The 17,657-nt window shown below is 61.9% G+C and carries 16 protein-coding genes; 11 read left to right on the top strand and 5 right to left on the bottom strand.

Translation table 11 applies throughout. The annotated features are described in order from the left end of the window. Window positions 1–9 precede the first annotated feature (9 nt). From MRBLPB4O_RS02040 to MRBLPB4O_RS02030, 3 genes are read right to left on the bottom strand one after another with little or no spacing between them, the layout of a single operon-like run. The gene (locus MRBLPB4O_RS02040) at window positions 10–777 is read right to left on the bottom strand and encodes a TerB family tellurite resistance protein (protein ID WP_341797400.1); all 768 of its coding nucleotides are present in this window, start codon (window positions 775–777) and stop codon (window positions 10–12) included. A 1-nt stretch (window position 778) separates the two neighbouring features. Further along, window positions 779–1,450 carry an N-acetylmuramate alpha-1-phosphate uridylyltransferase MurU gene (gene murU, locus MRBLPB4O_RS02035; protein ID WP_341797399.1) on the bottom strand — a complete coding sequence of 224 codons (672 nt, stop codon included), beginning with the start codon at window positions 1,448–1,450 and terminating at the stop codon, window positions 779–781. After that, a complete protein-coding gene (locus tag MRBLPB4O_RS02030) occupies window positions 1,447–2,466 on the bottom strand; it encodes a phosphotransferase (protein WP_341797398.1) in 1,020 nt (339 codons plus the stop codon). The genes murU and MRBLPB4O_RS02030 overlap by 4 nt, the downstream gene beginning before the upstream one ends. A 130-nt stretch (window positions 2,467–2,596) precedes the next feature. On the opposite strand from MRBLPB4O_RS02030, the gene MRBLPB4O_RS02025 reads away from it, so the two are divergent. The 11 genes from MRBLPB4O_RS02025 to MRBLPB4O_RS01975 all read left to right on the top strand — a co-directional run bounded on the left by MRBLPB4O_RS02025 (window position 2,597) and on the right by MRBLPB4O_RS01975 (window position 16,619). Then, window positions 2,597–5,398, top strand: coding sequence for an LPS-assembly protein LptD (locus MRBLPB4O_RS02025; RefSeq protein WP_341797397.1), 2,802 nt, complete (start codon window positions 2,597–2,599; stop codon window positions 5,396–5,398). Further along, the gene (gene surA, locus MRBLPB4O_RS02020; RefSeq protein ID WP_341797396.1) at window positions 5,379–6,698 is read left to right on the top strand and encodes a peptidylprolyl isomerase SurA; all 1,320 of its coding nucleotides are present in this window, start codon (window positions 5,379–5,381) and stop codon (window positions 6,696–6,698) included. The genes MRBLPB4O_RS02025 and surA overlap by 20 nt, the downstream gene beginning before the upstream one ends. Next, complete coding sequence (gene pdxA / locus MRBLPB4O_RS02015) at window positions 6,695–7,684, top strand: 4-hydroxythreonine-4-phosphate dehydrogenase PdxA (RefSeq protein WP_341797395.1); 990 nt, start codon at window positions 6,695–6,697, stop codon at window positions 7,682–7,684. The genes surA and pdxA overlap by 4 nt, the downstream gene beginning before the upstream one ends. Further along, complete coding sequence (gene rsmA / locus MRBLPB4O_RS02010) at window positions 7,681–8,484, top strand: 16S rRNA (adenine(1518)-N(6)/adenine(1519)-N(6))-dimethyltransferase RsmA (protein ID WP_016497706.1); 804 nt, start codon at window positions 7,681–7,683, stop codon at window positions 8,482–8,484. The genes pdxA and rsmA overlap by 4 nt, the downstream gene beginning before the upstream one ends. A 201-nt stretch (window positions 8,485–8,685) precedes the next feature. Further along, entirely contained in the window at window positions 8,686–9,066 is a 381-nt protein-coding gene (apaG, locus tag MRBLPB4O_RS02005; RefSeq protein ID WP_016497705.1) for a Co2+/Mg2+ efflux protein ApaG, read from the top strand. Further along, window positions 9,066–9,932, top strand: a complete 867-nt coding sequence (locus MRBLPB4O_RS02000) for a symmetrical bis(5'-nucleosyl)-tetraphosphatase (protein ID WP_341797394.1) — start codon at window positions 9,066–9,068, stop codon at window positions 9,930–9,932. The genes apaG and MRBLPB4O_RS02000 overlap by 1 nt, the downstream gene beginning before the upstream one ends. 14 nt (window positions 9,933–9,946) lie before the next feature. Beyond that, entirely contained in the window at window positions 9,947–10,279 is a 333-nt protein-coding gene (gene glpE / locus MRBLPB4O_RS01995) for a thiosulfate sulfurtransferase GlpE (protein WP_341797393.1), read from the top strand. A gap of 284 nt (window positions 10,280–10,563) precedes the next feature. Further along, complete coding sequence (locus MRBLPB4O_RS01990) at window positions 10,564–12,486, top strand: PrkA family serine protein kinase (RefSeq protein ID WP_016497703.1); 1,923 nt, start codon at window positions 10,564–10,566, stop codon at window positions 12,484–12,486. A 131-nt stretch (window positions 12,487–12,617) separates the two neighbouring features. Beyond that, the gene (locus MRBLPB4O_RS01985; RefSeq protein ID WP_016497702.1) at window positions 12,618–13,892 is read left to right on the top strand and encodes a YeaH/YhbH family protein; all 1,275 of its coding nucleotides are present in this window, start codon (window positions 12,618–12,620) and stop codon (window positions 13,890–13,892) included. Beyond that, window positions 13,889–15,457, top strand: coding sequence for a SpoVR family protein (locus MRBLPB4O_RS01980; protein WP_043202470.1), 1,569 nt, complete (start codon window positions 13,889–13,891; stop codon window positions 15,455–15,457). Before MRBLPB4O_RS01985 ends, MRBLPB4O_RS01980 begins: the two co-directional genes overlap by 4 nt. 55 nt (window positions 15,458–15,512) lie before the next feature. After that, on the top strand, window positions 15,513–16,619 hold the full coding sequence (locus tag MRBLPB4O_RS01975) for a multifunctional CCA addition/repair protein (RefSeq protein WP_341797392.1): 1,107 nt from the start codon (window positions 15,513–15,515) through the stop codon (window positions 16,617–16,619). Between the two features lie 108 nt (window positions 16,620–16,727). Here MRBLPB4O_RS01975 and folK read toward each other — a convergent pair whose 3' ends face one another. Together folK and folB are read right to left on the bottom strand one after the other, a co-directional pair. Continuing rightward, window positions 16,728–17,237: a 2-amino-4-hydroxy-6-hydroxymethyldihydropteridine diphosphokinase gene (folK, locus tag MRBLPB4O_RS01970; RefSeq protein ID WP_341797391.1), complete on the bottom strand. Its 510-nt coding sequence runs from the start codon at window positions 17,235–17,237 to the stop codon at window positions 16,728–16,730. Continuing rightward, window positions 17,228–17,584 (bottom strand): dihydroneopterin aldolase, encoded by a 357-nt coding sequence (gene folB / locus MRBLPB4O_RS01965; RefSeq protein ID WP_004375185.1) that lies wholly within the window; start codon window positions 17,582–17,584, stop codon window positions 17,228–17,230. Before folB ends, folK begins: the two co-directional genes overlap by 10 nt. Between the last annotated feature and the right edge of the window lie 73 nt (window positions 17,585–17,657).

Raw genomic sequence — 17,657 nt, 5'->3', positions numbered from 1 at the left:
GCCCCATTTTCACAGGCCCCGGCGCTTACGGATCATGGCATAGGCCTGATGCAACTCACGGGTACGCTCAGTCGCCTCACGCACCTGCGCCTCGCTGGCACCGGTACCTGCCAGCTTGTCCGGGTGATGCCGGCTGACCAGCCGGCGATACGCCTGCTTGACCTTGTCGGTCTCGGTGTCAGCCTCAACCGCCAGCAAGCGCAACGCCGCGGCATAGGTCATGGCCACCCCTTCCGTTCCGGCTGCCTTGCGCGGCTCGTACTCCAGCGACATCGCCTGCACCTGGCGCCGGCTCAGGCCTAGCTTCTGTCCCCAGTCCAGCAGCAGCTCACGTTCCTTGTTGCCCATCTTGCCGTCGGCCCAGACCATGCGCCAACAGGCGCGCAGGGTGCCTTCCGCCGCATGAGGCTGCTGGCGAATGCGGCGCAAATGGCTGCCCAGCCGGTCCTTGCCCGCCTTGCCGCGGTTGAACGCGGCTATCGCGCGCAGCCGGGCCGCTTCGGCCAGGTCCAGGCGCAGCATTTCCTGGCGCGCCTGGCGGATATGCTGCTCAGCCACCCGCCCATCGCACTTGGCCAGGCGCCCGAGCATCACGAACAGCAACTCGTCGTCACGCAAGGCCGAGCGACCGCCTAGGCGTTCGCGCATGTCTTCCCAGCCCTGCAAGCGCAGGCGGCGGTCCAGGGCCTGCCCAAGCAACCCGCCGAGCAAGGCCCCCGGGATGCTGGCTACAGCAAAACCTGCACTCACACCAATCAGCGTGCCTGGCCACCACATGTCAGGCGCGCTCGCCAATCAAACGCTCAGCCTCGGCCAGGCGCTCAGGCGTGCCAACATCTACCCAGTGTCCACGGTAGTGTTCGCCAGTGACCTTTCCATCCGCCATGGCCTGACGCAGCAGTGGCGCCAGCTTGAAGGCGCCGGGCTGGCAACCGTCGAACAATGCCGGGTGCAGCACTGAAAGCCCACTGAAGGTGAGCGTGCCCGGTGCATCATCGCCATCGACGACCTGATCGCCTACCAGGCGGAAGTCACCACGGCCGTGATGGCCAGGGTTATCGACCAGTACCAGGTGAGCAAGACCTTGCAAGGGGCCCGGCAGGCATGTGAAGTGGTAATCGCTCCAGACATCGCCATTAACCAGCAGGAACGGCGCGTCGCCCAGCAATGGCAGGGCCTTGAAGATGCCACCACCGGTTTCCAGCGGCTCGCCCTCAGGTGAATAACGAATGCTCAGCCCGAAGCGGCTGCCATCGCCCAGGTGGTCTTCGATCTGCTGGCCGAGCCAGGCATGGTTGATCACCACCTCGGTAATACCCGCCGCCGCCAGGGCGTGCAGGTGGTACTCGATCAGCGGCTGGCCAGCGACCTGGATCAGTGGTTTGGGGGTATGCAGGGTCAATGGGCGCATGCGCTCGCCTTTGCCTGCTGCCAGGATCATTGCCTTCATGCACGCGCTCCGGCCTGCAACTCGGCGATCAGCTCACCCAGCTCCGCCAATTCGGGACGGCGGCCGATCACTTCTTCTATATAGGCGAAGAAACGCGGCACGTCGCCCAGATAGCGCGGTTTGCCGTCGCGGTGGCAGATGCGGGCGAAAATGCCGATCACCTTCAGGTGGCGCTGCACACCCATCAGGTCGCTGGCACGCTGGAATGCTTCGAAGTCGCCCTGCACCGGGATGCCGGCCGCCTTGGCCTGCTGCCAGTAGTTTCGCAGCCAGCCTTCGACCCGTGCCTGCGGCCAGCTGAGGAAGGCGTCCTTGAACAGGCAGGTGATGTCGTAGGTGACCGGGCCGTACACCGCGTCCTGGAAGTCCAGTACGCCGGGGTTGGGGGTACTTTGCATCAGGTTGCGCGGCATGTAGTCGCGGTGCACCAGCACCTTGGGCTGGGCCAGGGCGCTGTCGATCAGCAGTTGGCTGACGCGCTGCCAGGTGGCTTTCTGCGCTTCGCTCAGGGCCAGGCCAAGCTCACGCCCCACGTACCACTCGGGAAACAGCTCTACTTCACGGCGCAACAGGGCATCGTCGTAGCTGGGCAGCGGCGCATCCATTGGCAGGCGCTGGAAGGCCAGCAAGGCCTCGATGGCGTCGGCGAACAGGCCATCGGCGTTGTCGGCATCAATTACATCAAGGTATGTCTGGTGGCCCAGATCCCCCAGCAACAGGAAGCCGCGCTCCAGGTCCTGGGCATGGATCAGCGGCACATGCACACCAGCGCTGGCCAGCAAGTGGTCAATGGCGACGAACGGTCGGCAGTTTTCCTGCGGGGGTGGCGCGTCCATGATCACGAAGCTGCGCCCAGCGCCCTGCCAGCGGAAGTAGCGGCGGAAGCTGGCGTCGCTGCTGGCCGCGGTCAGGTTGCCTGCGGGCACTTCGCCCCAGGCGTTGTTCAGGAAAAGATCATTGAGCTGCTCATCGAGCCAGACCGTCAGTTGTTGCAGGCGTACATCGTGTTCAGGCATTACAAGGGTCTCCGACGGCCCTAGCCGTCAAGCGGGTCATGCTTTATTATCCAGCATCTTTTTCAGACCATCGAGAGGCGTGCGGCCCCACACGCGGGCAGATGGCACGCAGGAAGCCCGGACTAATAAGATGGCATTGAAATCCCCCGCGTTTCGTAGAAAGTTTCCGTTGCTGGTAACCGGCGGTCTGCTGGCCCTGCAACCTCTGGCCACCTCATACGTAGTGGCAGCCGAACAGTTCGACTGCCAAGTGTCCGCCTCCGGTGGTTGGGACTGCAAGCCCAAAGCGCCAGTCAACAACCTGCCGCCGCGCCCGGTGCACGAAGGTGCGGCCGTCAGCTCCGGCACAGAAGCCGCGAGCGAAGCCGAAACCGCGGACCGGCCGATGCTGGTCACCGAGGCCAAGGGCCGTGCCCTGAAGTCGCGCAGCGAAGACTACAGCCACCTGGACTGGGTGCCGCGTGACAAGCTGACTGCCGCGCAGCTGGCCGAAACCGGCCCGTATTGCGGTGGCGCGTATGTCGAGCCAACCCGCCCGGGCATGGCCGACACCACGCCGAAGGACGAGTCGCCGACCTACATCAACGCCAAGGTGTCCAAGTACCAGCAGGAGCAGCAAATCGCTACCCTCGCCGGTGACGTGGTGATGCGCCAGGGCAGCATGCAGGCCGAGGCCGACGAGGCCAACCTTTACCAGACCGAAAACCGTGGCGAGCTCAAGGGCAACGTCCGGATCCGTGACAACGGTTCGCTGGTGGTCGGTGACGAGGCACAGATTCAGCTCGACACCGGCGAAGCCCAGGTCGACAACGCCGAATACGTGATGCACAAGTCGCACATCCGCGGCAGTGCCCTGTATGCCAAGCGTGGTGAAAACGCCATCATCCGCCTCAAGGACGGTACGTACACCACCTGCGAACCGGGCAGCAACGCCTGGCAGCTGAAGGGCAATAACATCACCCTGAACCCGGCAACCGGTTTCGGTACTGCGACCAACGTTACGCTGCGGGTCAAGGATTTCCCGGTGTTCTACACACCGTACATCTACTTCCCGATCGACGACCGTCGCCAGTCCGGCTTCCTGCCGCCATCGTTCAGCACCAGCAGCGACACCGGCTTCATGCTGGTCACGCCGTACTACTTCAACCTGGCGCCCAACTACGACGCCACGTTGTACCCGCGTTACATGACCAAACGCGGCCTGCTGATGGAAGGCGAGTTCCGCTACCTGACCCCTTCCAGCGAAGGCCAGCTCGGTGGCGCGTACCTGAACGACAAGAACGACGACCGCAAAGACCAGACTGACTACAAAGAACAGCGCTGGATGGTCAACTGGCAGCACAAGGGAGGCCTGGACGAGCGCCTGATGGCCGAGGTGGACTACACCGACATCAGCGACCCGTTCTACTTCCAGGACCTGGAGTCCGACCAGATCGGTGTTGAAAGCCAGGACTTGCTCAATCAGCAGGGTGCGCTGACCTACCGCGGTGACAGCTACACCGCGCGGTTGAACGTGCATGCCTACGAGATGGCGACCATCTCGAAGATCACGCCATATGATCGCCTGCCGCAAATTACCTTCAACGGTAAGCTGCCGTATGAGCCGGGCGGGCTCAACCTTGCCTACGAAACCGAAGCTGTTCGCTTCGATCGCGATCTGAAAGATGACTTCGTCCTGGACAAAGACGGCAACCCTGACTTCTCTGCCGGTGCGGCAGGCCGTCGCCTGGACCAGAACGTCAGCGGCATCGCCCGCGCCAACGGCAACCGCTACAACGTTGCGCCGTCGATCAGCCTGCCGATGGAAGCCAGCTACGGCTACCTGACGCCCAAGCTGAAGTATGCGTACACCCATTATGACCTGGACCTGGACAGCCAGGGCAAAGCCCAGGCAATCGCCCAGTCGGCAAACCCGGCGTATGGCAGCTACAACAGCTCGCTGGACCGCGATGTACCTATTTTCAGCGTGGACAGCGGCCTCTACTTCGACCGTAACACCTCGTTGTTTGGCACCGACTACAAACAAACCCTCGAACCGCGCCTGTTCTACCTCTATGTCCCGTACAAGGACCAGAAGGACATCCCGCTGTTTGACTCGGGCGAGACCCTGTTCAGTTACGACTCGCTGTTCCGCGACAACCGCTTCAGCGGTACCGACCGTATCGGCGACGAGAACAAACTGTCGCTGGGCGTGACTACCCGCTGGATTGAAGAGAACGGCTTCGAACGCCAGAACTTCAGCATCGGCCAGGCGTATTACTTCAAGGATCGCAAGGTTCAGCTGCCAGGTATCGACTACCGCACGCGCGCTGACTCGCAGTCAGACGTGTCGCCGTACGCGTTGATGTACAACTACTTCTTCAACCGCGACTGGCGCTTCAATTCGGACTTCAACTGGGATCCGGACAGCCGCAGCACCCGTTCGGGCAGCGCGATGTTCCACTACCAGCCTGAAGACAATCCGAACAAGGTGGTCAACCTCGGTTATCGCTACCGCAACGACACCATTTCCTACGACTCAACGACCGGTACCTGGAAAGTGGGCGGTGGCGACTATAGTGTTCCGGGCAACCCGAACTACATCAAGGACTACTACAAGATCCAGCAGCATGACTTCTCGGTCATCTGGCCGATCGTTCCACAGTGGAACGTCATCGCTCGCTGGCAGCATGACTACAACCGCAATCGCACCCTGGAAGCCATGGGCGGTTTCGAGTACGACAACTGCTGCTGGAAGCTGCGCCTGATCAACCGTTACTGGATCGATTACGACGACTTCAGCCAGGCACTTCCGGCGAACGAAAAAGGCGACCACGGCATCTTCCTTCAGATCGTTCTGAAAGGGCTCGGTGGCGTAGTGGGCAACAAGGTCGAATCTTTCCTCGACCAAGGCATTCAAGGTTACCGTGAACGTGAAGACCAAGCTTATTGACCGTCTGCGCCCAGTGCTGCTGGGTGCCGTTTTGCTGAGTGGCGCGGTGCATGCCGCGGTACAGCCTCTTGATCGCGTGGTGGCCATCGTCGACAACGACGTGGTCATGCAAAGCCAGCTGGACCAGCGCGTCCGCGAGGTGCAGCAAACCATCGCCAAGCGCGGCGGCGGCGTGCCACCGACCGGTGCTCTGGAACAGCAGGTACTGGAACGCCTGATCGTCGAAAACCTGCAGCTGCAGATCGGCGAGCGCTCCGGCATCCGCATCACCGACGAAGAGCTGAACCAGGCCATCGGCACCATTGCCCAGCGCAATGGCATGTCGCTGGACCAGTTCCGCGCCGCCCTGGCCCATGACGGCCTGTCGTTCGACGACGCTCGCGAGCAGGTCAAGCGCGAGATGATCATCAGCCGCGTGCGTCAGCGTCGCGTGGCCGAACGCATCCAGGTGTCGGAGCAGGAAGTGAAGAACTTCCTCAACTCCGACATGGGCAAGATGCAGATGTCGGAAGAGTACCGCCTGGCCAACATCCTCATCCCGACCCCGGAAGCCGCCAGCTCGGATGATATCCAGAAGGCTGCGCGCAAGGTTGGTGACGTGTACCAGCAACTGCGCCAGGGTGCCGACTTCGGCCAGATGGCGATTGCCAACTCGGCCAGCGAAAACGCCCTGGAAGGCGGCGAGATGGGCTGGCGTAAAGCCGGCCAACTGCCACCAGACTTCGCCAAGATGCTCAGCAGCATGCCGGTCGGTGAAATCACCCAGCCTATTCGCATCCCCAACGGCTTCATCATCCTCAAGCTCGAGGAGAAGCGCGGTGGCAGCGAGAACGTGCTGCGTGACGAAGTGCATGTACGCCACATCCTGATCAAGCCAAGTGAAATCCGCAGCGAAGCGGCCACCGAGCAACTGGCCGAGCGCCTGTACGATCGCATCAAGAACGGCGAAGACTTCGGCGAGCTGGCGAAGAGCTTCTCGGAAGACCCGGGTTCGGCGCTCAACGGCGGCGACCTCAACTGGGTAGACCCGAACAGCCTGGTACCGGAGTTCCGCGAACAGATGGCCAACGCCCAGCAAGGCGTAGTGACCAAGCCGTTCAAGACCCAGTACGGCTGGCACGTTCTGGAAGTGCTGGGCCGCCGCGCCACCGACAGCACCGAACAGGCACGTGAGCAACAGGCCCAGAGCGTCCTGCGCAATCGCAAGTACGACGAAGAGCTGCAAACCTGGCTGCGCCAGATTCGCGACGAAGCCTACGTTGAAATCAAGCTGCCTGGCGCCGACCAGGCCGCCCAGTGAAGCCCCAGCGCTTCGCCGTCACCCCTGGCGAGCCTGCCGGCATAGGTCCCGACCTGTGCCTGCTGCTCGCCGCAGACGCCCAGCCCCACCCCCTGATCGCCATCACCAGCCGTGACCTGCTCGCCGAGCGGGCCACGCAGCTGGGGCTGGCCGTCAGCCTGCTGCCAGTCGTCCAGGGCCAATGGCCCGACCGGCCGGCACCCGCGGGCAGCCTGTACGTATGGGATACCCCTGTTGCAGCCCCGGTAGTGCCAGGCCAGCTCGACAAAGCCAACGCGGCGTTCGTGCTGGAAACCCTGACCCGCGCCGGGCAAGGCTGCCTCGATGGCCATTTTGCCGGGATGATCACCGCCCCTGTGCACAAGGGCGTGATCAACGAAAGCGGTATCGCCTTCTCCGGGCATACCGAGTTCCTTGCCGAGCTGACCCACACCGCGCAAGTGGTAATGATGCTGGCCACCCGCGGCCTGCGTGTGGCCCTGGTGACCACGCACCTGCCGCTGCGTGATATTGCCGACGCCATCACTGCCGAGCGCGTCGAACGTGTAACCCGTATCCTGCATGCCGACATGCGCGACAAGTTCGGCATTGCCAACCCGCGCATACTGGTGTGTGGCCTCAACCCGCACGCGGGCGAGGGCGGCCACCTGGGCCGCGAAGAAATCGACATCATCGAGCCGACCTTGGCCCGCCTGCGCACCGAAGGCATGGACCTGCGCGGGCCGCTGCCGGCCGATACCCTGTTTACCCCCAAATATCTGGAGCACTGCGACGCAGTGCTGGCGATGTACCACGACCAAGGCCTGCCTGTACTCAAGTACAAAGGCTTCGGCGCTGCAGTCAACGTGACGCTGGGCCTGCCGATCATCCGCACGTCGGTCGATCACGGCACCGCCCTGGACCTCGCCGGCACCGGCAACGTCGACACCGGCAGCCTGCGCGTCGCGCTGGAAACCGCCTACCAGATGGCCGAGAACCGACCATGAACGAGCAATACCAACACCGGGCGCGCAAGCGCTTCGGCCAGAACTTCCTGCACGACGCCGGCATCATCGACCGCATCCTGCGTGCCATCAACGCCAAGGCCGGCGAACACCTGCTGGAAATCGGCCCGGGCCAGGGCGCCCTGACCGAAGGCCTGCTGGGCAGCGGCGCACAACTGGACGTGGTGGAGCTGGACAAGGACCTGGTGCCGATCCTGCAGCACAAGTTCGGTAACCGCAGCAACTTCCGGCTGCACCAGGGCGACGCCCTGAAGTTCGACTTCAACCAGCTGGGCGTGCCACCGCGCAGCCTCAAGGTGGTGGGCAACCTGCCCTACAACATCTCCACCCCGCTGATCTTCCACCTGCTCAGCCATGCCGGCCTGATCCGCGACATGCACTTCATGCTGCAAAAGGAAGTGGTCGAGCGCATGGCCGCCGGCCCTGGTGGTGGTGACTGGGGCCGTTTGTCGATCATGGTGCAGTACCACTGCCGCGTCGAACACCTGTTCAACGTAGGCCCTGGGGCCTTCAACCCGCCGCCGAAAGTGGACTCGGCCATCGTCCGCCTGGTACCGCACGAAGTGCTGCCATTCCCGGCCAAGGATCACCTGCTGCTGGAGCGCGTCGTTCGTGAAGCCTTCAACCAGCGTCGCAAGACACTGCGCAACACCCTGAAAGGCCTGCTCGACAGCGCAGCCATCGAGGCAGCCGGCGTGGATGGCAGCCTGCGCCCCGAACAGCTGGACCTGGCGGCCTTCGTGCGCCTGGCCGACCAGCTGGCTGATCAGCAACAAGCCTGATCCAGCCTGCACTGGCCTCTTCGCGGGCACGCCCGCTCCCACCGGTAAATCACCCCCTGCAAATGTGGTGAAAACCTGTGGGAGCGGGCATGCCGGCGAAGAGGCCAGCCCATACACCCCCCAAGTCCCCCACACCGCTGGCCCTCCCCCCTCCCAATGGCCTAGACTGCATTATTGCGTCAGCTCGCCCAAGGCCATTGCATGTCCGATCCTCGCTATCTGATCGACGTCAGCGTCGTGACCCGCTACCTCAAAGAACAATCCGACCCCGAAAACAGTCGTTTCGCCTTCGCCTACACCATCACCGTGCACAACAGCGGCTCGCTCAAGGCCAAGCTGCTGTCACGCCACTGGCTGATCACCAATGGTGACGGCGAGGTCGAGGAAGTGCGCGGCTCCGGCGTGGTCGGCCAACAACCCAACATCGATCCGGGCCAGAGCCACACCTATAGCAGCGGTGCGGTAATCACCACCCGTGTAGGCACCATGCAGGGCAGTTACCAGATGTTCGCCGAAGACGGTAAGCGCTTCGACGCCGAGATCGCCCCCTTCCGCCTCGCGGTGCCCGGGGCACTGCACTGATGGCAACCTACGCCGTCGGTGACGTGCAGGGCTGCCTGCAGCCCCTCAAGTGCCTGCTCGAACGTGTCAGCTTCAACCCGGCCGTCGACCGCCTGTGGCTGGTCGGTGACTTGGTAAACCGCGGCCCCGAATCACTGGAAACCCTGCGCTTCCTGTATTCGATCCGCCAGTCGCTGGTCTGCGTGCTGGGCAACCATGACCTGCACCTGCTGGCCGCCTGGCACAACGTCGAGCGCCTGAAAAAAAGCGACACGCTGCGCGAGATCATCCAAGCACCGGACGCCGACCTGCTGTTCCACTGGCTGCGCCAGCAAAAACTGCTGCATTACGACGAGGCACGCGGCATTGCCATGGCGCACGCGGGCATTCCGCCACAGTGGACGCTCGGCCAGGCCCTTGGTCTTGCGGCTGAGGTGGAAGAGGTACTGCGCGACGATGGCCGCCTGAAGCTGTATCTCGACGGTATGTACGGCAACGAGCCGAACAAGTGGAGCAAGCGCCTCACCGGCATCGAACGCCTGCGGGTCATTACCAACTACTTCACACGCATGCGCTTCTGCACCGCCGAGGGCAAGCTCGACCTCAAGAGCAAGGAAGGCCTGGGCACCGCGCCCAAGGGTTACAAGCCCTGGTTTGCACACAAGGACCGCCGCTCGCGGCATGTGAAGATCATCTTCGGCCATTGGGCCGCCCTCGAAGGCCGCGTCGACGAGCCGGGCGTCATCGCCCTGGACACCGGTTGCGTGTGGGGCGGCGCCATGACCCTGTACAACGTCGACAGCGGCGAATACCACCGCTGCGACTGCGCCGACGACGGCACCCTGCGCCAGCCGGCACAACCCACTACACTCAACGACCACACCTGAAGGAAGTAGTACCCATGAGCGAATTCAAGCGCATCCCTCCCGAGCAGGCCTTGGAGCTTCGCAAGCAAGAAGGTGCGGTCGTCGTCGACATTCGTGACTCGCAAGCCTTCGCCGCAGGCCACATTACCGGCGCCCGGCACCTGGATAACCATTCGGTTGCAGACTTCATCCGCAACGCCGACCTCGACGCCCCGACCCTGGTGGTCTGCTACCACGGCAACTCCAGCCAGAGCGCTGCCGCCTACCTGGTAGGCCAGGGCTTTTCCGACGTGTACAGCGTGGACGGTGGCTTTGAACTGTGGCGCGCTACCTACCCAGCCGAGACCGCCCAAGGCATCGCCGAATAAATATTTTCATTTTTACTGCAGCCCGCGCCACGTGCGGGCTTGCGGCTTATCTGACGAACGGTCGTTCGCAACTTCTCCGCCCCCCGCCCTTGAACTTACCGATAACCAACTATTCTTAAGCGCAGGCCATCCAGAAAAAGGGGAGAGCCGGTACACCGGCGTGCGGGTCATCGGTAGCGTTACAGGGTGTTCTGGGGGGTATACAGCAACCGTCAAAACCGGTTGCATGCCAGCATCAGCTGACTGATCCGGCGTCGTCTCCACGTATCGAGCGAGGTGACGTCATGAGTATTTTTAGCCACTTCCAACAACGTTTCGAGTCCACGCGCCAGGAAGAACTCTCGCTGCAGGAGTACCTCGAGCTGTGCAAAGGGGATCGCAGTGCCTACGCATCGGCGGCCGAACGGCTGTTGCTGGCCATCGGTGAGCCAGAGCTGATCGACACCTCTACCAACTCCAGGCTGTCGCGCATCTTCTCCAACAAGGTTATCCGCCGCTATCCGGCCTTTGCCGACTTCCATGGCATGGAAGAGTGCATCGACCAGATCGTGTCTTATTTCCGCCACGCCGCCCAAGGCCTGGAAGAAAAGAAACAGATCCTCTATCTGCTGGGCCCAGTGGGGGGCGGTAAATCGTCGCTGGCCGAAAAACTCAAGCAGCTGATGGAAAAGGTACCGTTCTATGCCATCAAGGGCTCGCCGGTATTCGAGTCGCCCCTTGGGCTTTTCAACGCCACCGAAGACGGGGCCATCCTCGAGGAAGAGTACGGCATCTCGCGGCGCTACCTGAACACCATCATGTCGCCTTGGGCCACCAAGCGCCTGCAGGAGTTCGGCGGCGACATCAGCAAGTTCAAAGTGGTCAAGCTGTACCCGTCGATCCTCAACCAGATCGCCATCGCCAAGACCGAACCGGGCGACGAGAACAACCAGGACATTTCCGCCCTGGTCGGCAAGGTCGATATCCGCAAGCTCGAAGAATTCCCGCAGAACGACGCCGATGCCTACAGCTATTCGGGCGCGCTGTGCCGGGCCAACCAGGGCCTGATGGAATTCGTCGAGATGTTCAAGGCCCCGATCAAGGTCCTGCACCCACTGCTCACGGCCACCCAGGAAGGTAACTACAACAGTACCGAAGGGCTGGGTGCCATTCCCTACACCGGTATCCTGTTGGCCCACTCCAACGAATCGGAGTGGCACACCTTCCGCAACAACAAGAACAACGAGGCGTTCATCGACCGGATCTACATCGTCAAGGTGCCGTATTGCCTGCGCGTCAGCGATGAGATCAAGATCTACGACAAGTTGCTGATCAACAGCTCGCTGGCCAAGGCCCATTGCGCGCCAGACACCCTCAAGATGCTCGCCCAGTTCACTGTACTCTCGCGCCTCAAGGAGCCAGAGAACTCCAACATCTACTCGAAGATGCGCGTCTACGACGGCGAGAACCTCAAGGACACCGATCCGAAGGCCAAGTCGATCCAGGAGTACCGGGACTCGGCAGGCGTCGACGAGGGCATGAACGGCCTGTCGACCCGCTTCGCCTTCAAGATCCTTTCCAAAGTCTTCAACTTCGACCCACACGAGATTGCGGCCAACCCGGTTCACCTGCTGTACGTGCTCGAACAGCAGATCGAACAGGAACAGTTCCCGGCCGAAGTGCGCGAACGCTACCTGCGCTACCTGAAGGAGTACCTGGCACCGCGCTATATCGAGTTCATCGGCAAGGAAATCCAGACTGCCTACCTGGAGTCCTACAGCGAATACGGCCAGAACATTTTCGACCGCTACGTGCTGTACGCCGACTTCTGGATCCAGGACCAGGAATACCGCGACCCGGAAACCGGCGAAATCCTCAACCGCATCGCCCTCAACGAAGAACTGGAGAAGATCGAGAAACCGGCCGGGATCAGCAACCCGAAAGATTTCCGCAACGAAATCGTCAACTTCGTGCTGCGTGCCCGTGCCAACAACAACGGCAAGAACCCGAGCTGGCTCAGCTATGAAAAGCTGCGGGTGGTGATCGAGAAGAAAATGTTCTCCAACACCGAGGACCTGCTGCCGGTCATCAGCTTCAACGCCAAGGCCAGCAAGGAGGACCAACAGAAGCACAACGACTTCGTCACGCGCATGGTGGAGCGTGGCTACACCGACAAACAGGTTCGTCTGCTGTCGGAATGGTACCTGCGGGTCAGGAAATCGCAATAAAGCGACAAGCTACACACTGCGCGCCCAAGGCTGGCAAGCCAGCCTTGGGCGGCAGCAACTGCCTTGCTGCCATTAGGTGCAGCGAGCCCGTAGCTTGAAGCGTGCAGCTGTTCCCAGCTACCGGAGGGACCATGAGCTACGTTATAGACCGACGCCTGAACGGCAAGAACAAGAGCACGGTCAACCGTCAGCGCTTTCTGCGGCGGTACCGTGAACATATCAAGAAAGCCGTCGAAGAGGCGGTAAGCCGCCGTTCCATCATGGACATGGAACATGGTGAACAAATCAGCATTCCGGGGCGCGACATTGACGAACCCGTGCTCCACCACGGTCGCGGCGGCAAACAGACCGTCGTGCACCCGGGCAACAAGGAATTCACTGCCGGCGAACATATCCCCAGGCCGCAAGGTGGTGGCGGGGGTGGCGGCGGCCGCGGTAAAGCGGGCAATTCCGGCGACGGCATGGACGACTTCGTCTTCCAGATCACCCAGGAAGAGTTCCTCGAATTCATGTTCGAGGATCTCGAACTGCCCAACCTGGTCAAACGTCACCTGACCGGGACCGACACCTTCAAGACCGTGCGTGCGGGCATCGCCAACGAGGGCAACCCGTCACGCATCAATATCGTGCGCACCCTTCGCTCGGCCCATGCCCGGCGTATCGCCCTGACCGGCAGCAGCCGCGCACTGCTGCGCGAAGCACAAAAGGAACTCGACCGCCTGCGGGTCGAGGAGCCGGACAACTTCACCGATATCCAGGAAGTCGAACAGGAAATCGAACGCCTGAAGGCACGCATCAACCGCTTGCCCTTCCTCGACACCTTCGACCTCAAGTACAACCTGCTGGTCAAGCAGCCCAACCCCAGCTCCAAGGCAGTGATGTTCTGCCTGATGGACGTGTCCGGCTCCATGACCCAGGCCACCAAGGACATCGCCAAGCGCTTCTTCATCCTGCTGTACCTGTTCCTCAAGCGTAACTACGACCGCATCGAAGTGGTGTTCATCCGCCACCACACCAGCGCCCGGGAAGTCGACGAGGAAGAGTTTTTCTACTCGCGGGAAACCGGCGGCACCATCGTCTCCAGCGCGCTCAAGCTGATGCAGGAGATCATGGCCGAACGCTACCCGGCCAGCGACTGGAACATCTACGCCGCTCAGGCTTCTGACGGCGATAACTGGAACGACGACTCGCCGATCTGCCGCGAGATTCTGTCCAAGCAAATCATGCCGCACGTGCAGTACTACACTTACGTCGAGATCACCCCCCGTGAGCACCAGGCGCTGTGGTACGAATACGAACGCATCGGCGAAGCCTTCCCCGACACGTTCGCCCAGCAGCAGTTGGTATCGGCCGGCGACATCTACCCGGTCTTCCGTGAACTCTTCCAGCGCAGGTTAGCCACATGACCGCCAGAGCACAGAGACGCCAACCCATTTCCACCGGGTCCGAGTGGACGTTCGAGCTGATCCAGACCTACGACCGGGAAATCGGCCGCCTGGCCGAACGTTACGCCCTGGACACTTACCCCAACCAGATCGAGGTGATCACGGCCGAGCAGATGATGGACGCCTATGCCTCGGTCGGCATGCCTCTGGGTTACCACCACTGGTCCTACGGCAAACAGTTCCTCAGCACAGAAAAGTCCTACAGCCGTGGCCAGATGGGCCTGGCCTACGAAATCGTGATCAACTCCGACCCCTGCATCGCCTACCTGATGGAAGAAAACACCATGTGCATGCAGGCACTGGTGATTGCCCACGCCTGCTATGGCCATAACAGCTTCTTCAAAGGCAACTACCTGTTCCGCACCTGGACCGACGCCAGCTCCATTATCGATTACCTGGTGTTTGCCAAGCAGTACATCGCCCAGTGCGAAGAGCGCCACGGCATCGACGCCGTGGAAGACCTGATCGACTCCTGCCATGCCCTGATGAACTACGGCGTGGACCGCTACAAGCGCCCCTACCCCATCTCCGCAGAAGAGGAACGGCGGCGCCAGAAGGAGCGTGAGGAGCACCTGCAGCGCCAGATCAACGACCTGTGGCGCACCATCCCGAAAAGCGCCGAAAGGGGCAACGAACGCGATGAGGGGCGCTTCCCCGCCGAACCACAGGAGAACATCCTGTATTTCATCGAGAAGAATGCCCCTCTGCTCGAACCCTGGCAGCGTGAAGTGGTGCGCATCGTGCGCAAGATCGCCCAGTACTTCTACCCGCAGCGCCAGACCCAAGTCATGAACGAAGGCTGGGCAACCTTCTGGCACTACACGCTCATGAACGACCTGTACGACGAGGGGCTGATCACCGAAGGCTTCATGATGGAGTTCTTGACCTCGCACACCAGCGTGGTGTTCCAGCCCGGCTTCGACAGCCCCTACTACAGCGGCATCAACCCCTACGCACTGGGCTTCGCCATGTACACCGACATCCGCCGCATGTGCGAAAACCCTACCGATGAAGATCGCCACTGGTTCCCCGACATTGCCGGCAGTGACTGGCTTTCTACCATCAAGTTTGCCATGAGCAGCTTCAAGGACGAGAGCTTCATCCTGCAATACCTTTCGCCTAAGGTGATGCGCGACCTCAAGCTGTTCAGCATCCTCGACGACGACCAGCGCGACGACCTGCTGGTGCCCGCCATTCACGATGAAGCCGGCTACCGGGTGATTCGTGAACTGCTGGCCGCGCAGTACAACCTGGGTAACCGTGAACCGAACGTGCAGATCTGGAGCGTCGACCGTCGCGGTGACCGCTCGCTGACGCTGCGCCACCAGCAACACAACCGCAAACCGCTGGGCGACTCAACCGATGAAGTGCTCAAGCACCTGCATCGCCTGTGGGGCTTCGATATCCACCTGGAGACCGTACAGGGCGAGCAAGTGATGAAAACCCACCACATGCCACCCCGTGGCGAGCACGGCGAAAGCGCCGACTACGGGCGCATGGACCTGGCTGTCATTCACCACCTCTAGTGCTACACCATAACTGCCGACGGGTTATCCTGTCGGCAGTTATGGAGAGCTGCACATGCACATCTACAAAGTCGGCGGCGCCGTGCGCGACCGCCTGCTCGGCCTTCCTGTCAGCGATATCGACTGGCTGGTGGTAGGCGCCACCGTTGAAGAAATGCACGCCAAGGGTTATCGGCCGGTGGGCGCTGATTTTCCGGTATTCCTGCACCCGAAAACCGGCGAGGAATATGCCTTGGCGCGCACCGAGCGCAAGAGCGGGCGCGGGTATGGCGGGTTCACTTTTCACGCCAGCCCTGACGTGACACTGGAGGAAGACCTGATTCGCCGTGACCTGACCATCAACGCGATGGCCGAGGACGAAGCAGGCACGGTGTACGATCTCTACCACGGCAAAGACGATCTCGAAAGGCGAATTTTACGCCACGTTTCACCGGCATTCGCCGAAGATCCTTTGCGCGTGCTGCGCGTTGCGCGCTTTGCTGCCCGCTATGCACCGCTTGGTTTCCGGGTTGCCGAAGAAACGCTTGAGCTGATGCGCCAGATCAGCGCCTCTGGCGAGCTGCAGGCGCTGACTGCAGAGCGCAGCTGGAAGGAAATCGAGCGGGCGCTGATGGAGGCACAGCCCCAGGTGTTCTTCCAGGTGCTGCGCGATTGCGACGCCCTGCAGGCCCTGCTGCCTGAGCTTGTTGACGATGCCCAGGCCCTGGCGGCGCTGGAGCAGGCAGCGGCGCATGAACAGCCCCTGCATGTGCGCTGGGCGTGCCTGTTGCGCGGGCTGGCACCGGCATCAATCAAAGCCGTCAACCAGCGCCTCAAGGCCCCAAGGGATTGCCAGGAGCTGGCCTTACTGACGGGAGAGTGCCTGGCACAAGCTAATCAGGCGCTGGAGCTGCCAGCCACGGCGCTACTGGAGCTGTTGCAGAAGTTCGATGTTTACCGAAGGCCGCAGCGGTTCGAGGATTTTGTGGTCGCTTGCGAGATGGCGGCGCTAGGTGATGGCCAGCCAGGTTATCCACAGGCCGATTACCTGCGTGGCGCAGCAGCAGCGGCGCGAGCGGTGGATGTGAAGCCGTTGGTGCAGGCCGGGCTGACTGGGCAGGCACTGGGCGAAGCGCTCAAGGCTGAGCGGCTGAAAGCGCTTGAGGCTTACCAACTCGACTGACCATACGGTCTCTTCGCGGCTAAAGCCGCTCCCGCAGGTACAACGTGGGCCAGAAACCTGCGTAGTACTTGTGGGAGTGGCTTTGACCGCAAAAGGGCCGGAACAGGCTTAAGCGGGTGTCAGCTGCAACCCACGCCACTCGAAGGCGACCGGGGCCAGCACCTGGTCAATCTGTGCCTCTTGCCACAACCGGGCCATGCTCTTGCCTGCCCCCGGATGCACCAGCTCAGGCGCCAGCAACGACAGCGGCCACAGCACAAACGCATTCTTCATGATCTCGGCCCGGGGCAGTACCAGCCCATCGAAGGTGCCGTGCAGATCGTCATACATCAGCACATCGATATCCAGCGGCAGCCCTTTGCGGTCCGGCGCGTAACGGCCATTTTCGGCCTCGATGAACTTCAGCCGACGGTCCAGTTCGATCAGCGGCAGTGCGGTTTGCCCGGTCACCACGAAATTGATGAACGGCCCGCTCTTGATACCCACCGGCTGGCTTTCGAACACCGGCGAGCAGCGCATGTCGGTGAGGATGCCCGCCAACGCATCTAGCCCGGCGCACAAGTGCGCCTCACGGTCGATGTTGCTGCCGAGGCCAAGGTAAACCGTGCTCAGAGACATCCGCGCTCGATCTCCACGCCTACACCGCCACGGGCCGCCGGTACCGCACCTGGCTTGGTCAGTTTCAACCGCACCCAGGGGATATGGAATTCTTCCATCAAGGTTGCCACCAGGCGCTCGGCAAAGGTTTCCACCAACTCGAAACGGGCCTGCTCGGCAAACGCCTGGATGCGTGCCGAGACGCTGGCGTAGTCCAGCGCCAGGTTCAGGTCGTCACCCGCTGCGGCCGGGCGGTTGTCCCAGGCAAAGCTCAGGTCCAGGCGCAAGCACTGGCGAATATCCCGCTCCCAGTCATAGGCACCGATGACGGTATCGACTTCCAGGCCTTCGATGAACACTCTGTCCAAGCACTTCTCTCCACAGCACGACAAGGGCGACTGGCGCCGTTAGAATCAGGGCGTCCTCGCCCGGAATAGTTAG

The sequence above is a fragment of the Pseudomonas sp. LPB4.O genome, from assembly GCF_038383825.1.
In the GTDB taxonomy this organism is placed as follows: Bacteria; Pseudomonadota; Gammaproteobacteria; order Pseudomonadales; family Pseudomonadaceae; genus Aquipseudomonas; species Aquipseudomonas putida.
The sequence above is the reverse complement of the archived record's forward strand: the minus strand, read 5'-3'. Positions and strand labels throughout refer to the sequence as shown.

Coding starts and splice junctions, on each gene's coding strand:
- MRBLPB4O_RS02040 (WP_341797400.1), bottom strand. CDS start 777: ATGTGGTGGCCAGGCACGCTGATTGGTGTGAGTGCAGGTTTTGCTGTA.
- murU (WP_341797399.1), bottom strand. CDS start 1,450: ATGAAGGCAATGATCCTGGCAGCAGGCAAAGGCGAGCGCATGCGCCCA.
- MRBLPB4O_RS02030 (WP_341797398.1), bottom strand. CDS start 2,466: ATGCCTGAACACGATGTACGCCTGCAACAACTGACGGTCTGGCTCGAT.
- MRBLPB4O_RS02025 (WP_341797397.1), top strand. CDS start 2,597: ATGGCATTGAAATCCCCCGCGTTTCGTAGAAAGTTTCCGTTGCTGGTA.
- rsmA (WP_016497706.1), top strand. CDS start 7,681: ATGAACGAGCAATACCAACACCGGGCGCGCAAGCGCTTCGGCCAGAAC.
- apaG (WP_016497705.1), top strand. CDS start 8,686: ATGTCCGATCCTCGCTATCTGATCGACGTCAGCGTCGTGACCCGCTAC.
- MRBLPB4O_RS02000 (WP_341797394.1), top strand. CDS start 9,066: ATGGCAACCTACGCCGTCGGTGACGTGCAGGGCTGCCTGCAGCCCCTC.
- glpE (WP_341797393.1), top strand. CDS start 9,947: ATGAGCGAATTCAAGCGCATCCCTCCCGAGCAGGCCTTGGAGCTTCGC.
- MRBLPB4O_RS01990 (WP_016497703.1), top strand. CDS start 10,564: ATGAGTATTTTTAGCCACTTCCAACAACGTTTCGAGTCCACGCGCCAG.
- MRBLPB4O_RS01985 (WP_016497702.1), top strand. CDS start 12,618: ATGAGCTACGTTATAGACCGACGCCTGAACGGCAAGAACAAGAGCACG.
- MRBLPB4O_RS01980 (WP_043202470.1), top strand. CDS start 13,889: ATGACCGCCAGAGCACAGAGACGCCAACCCATTTCCACCGGGTCCGAG.
- MRBLPB4O_RS01975 (WP_341797392.1), top strand. CDS start 15,513: ATGCACATCTACAAAGTCGGCGGCGCCGTGCGCGACCGCCTGCTCGGC.
- folK (WP_341797391.1), bottom strand. CDS start 17,237: ATGTCTCTGAGCACGGTTTACCTTGGCCTCGGCAGCAACATCGACCGT.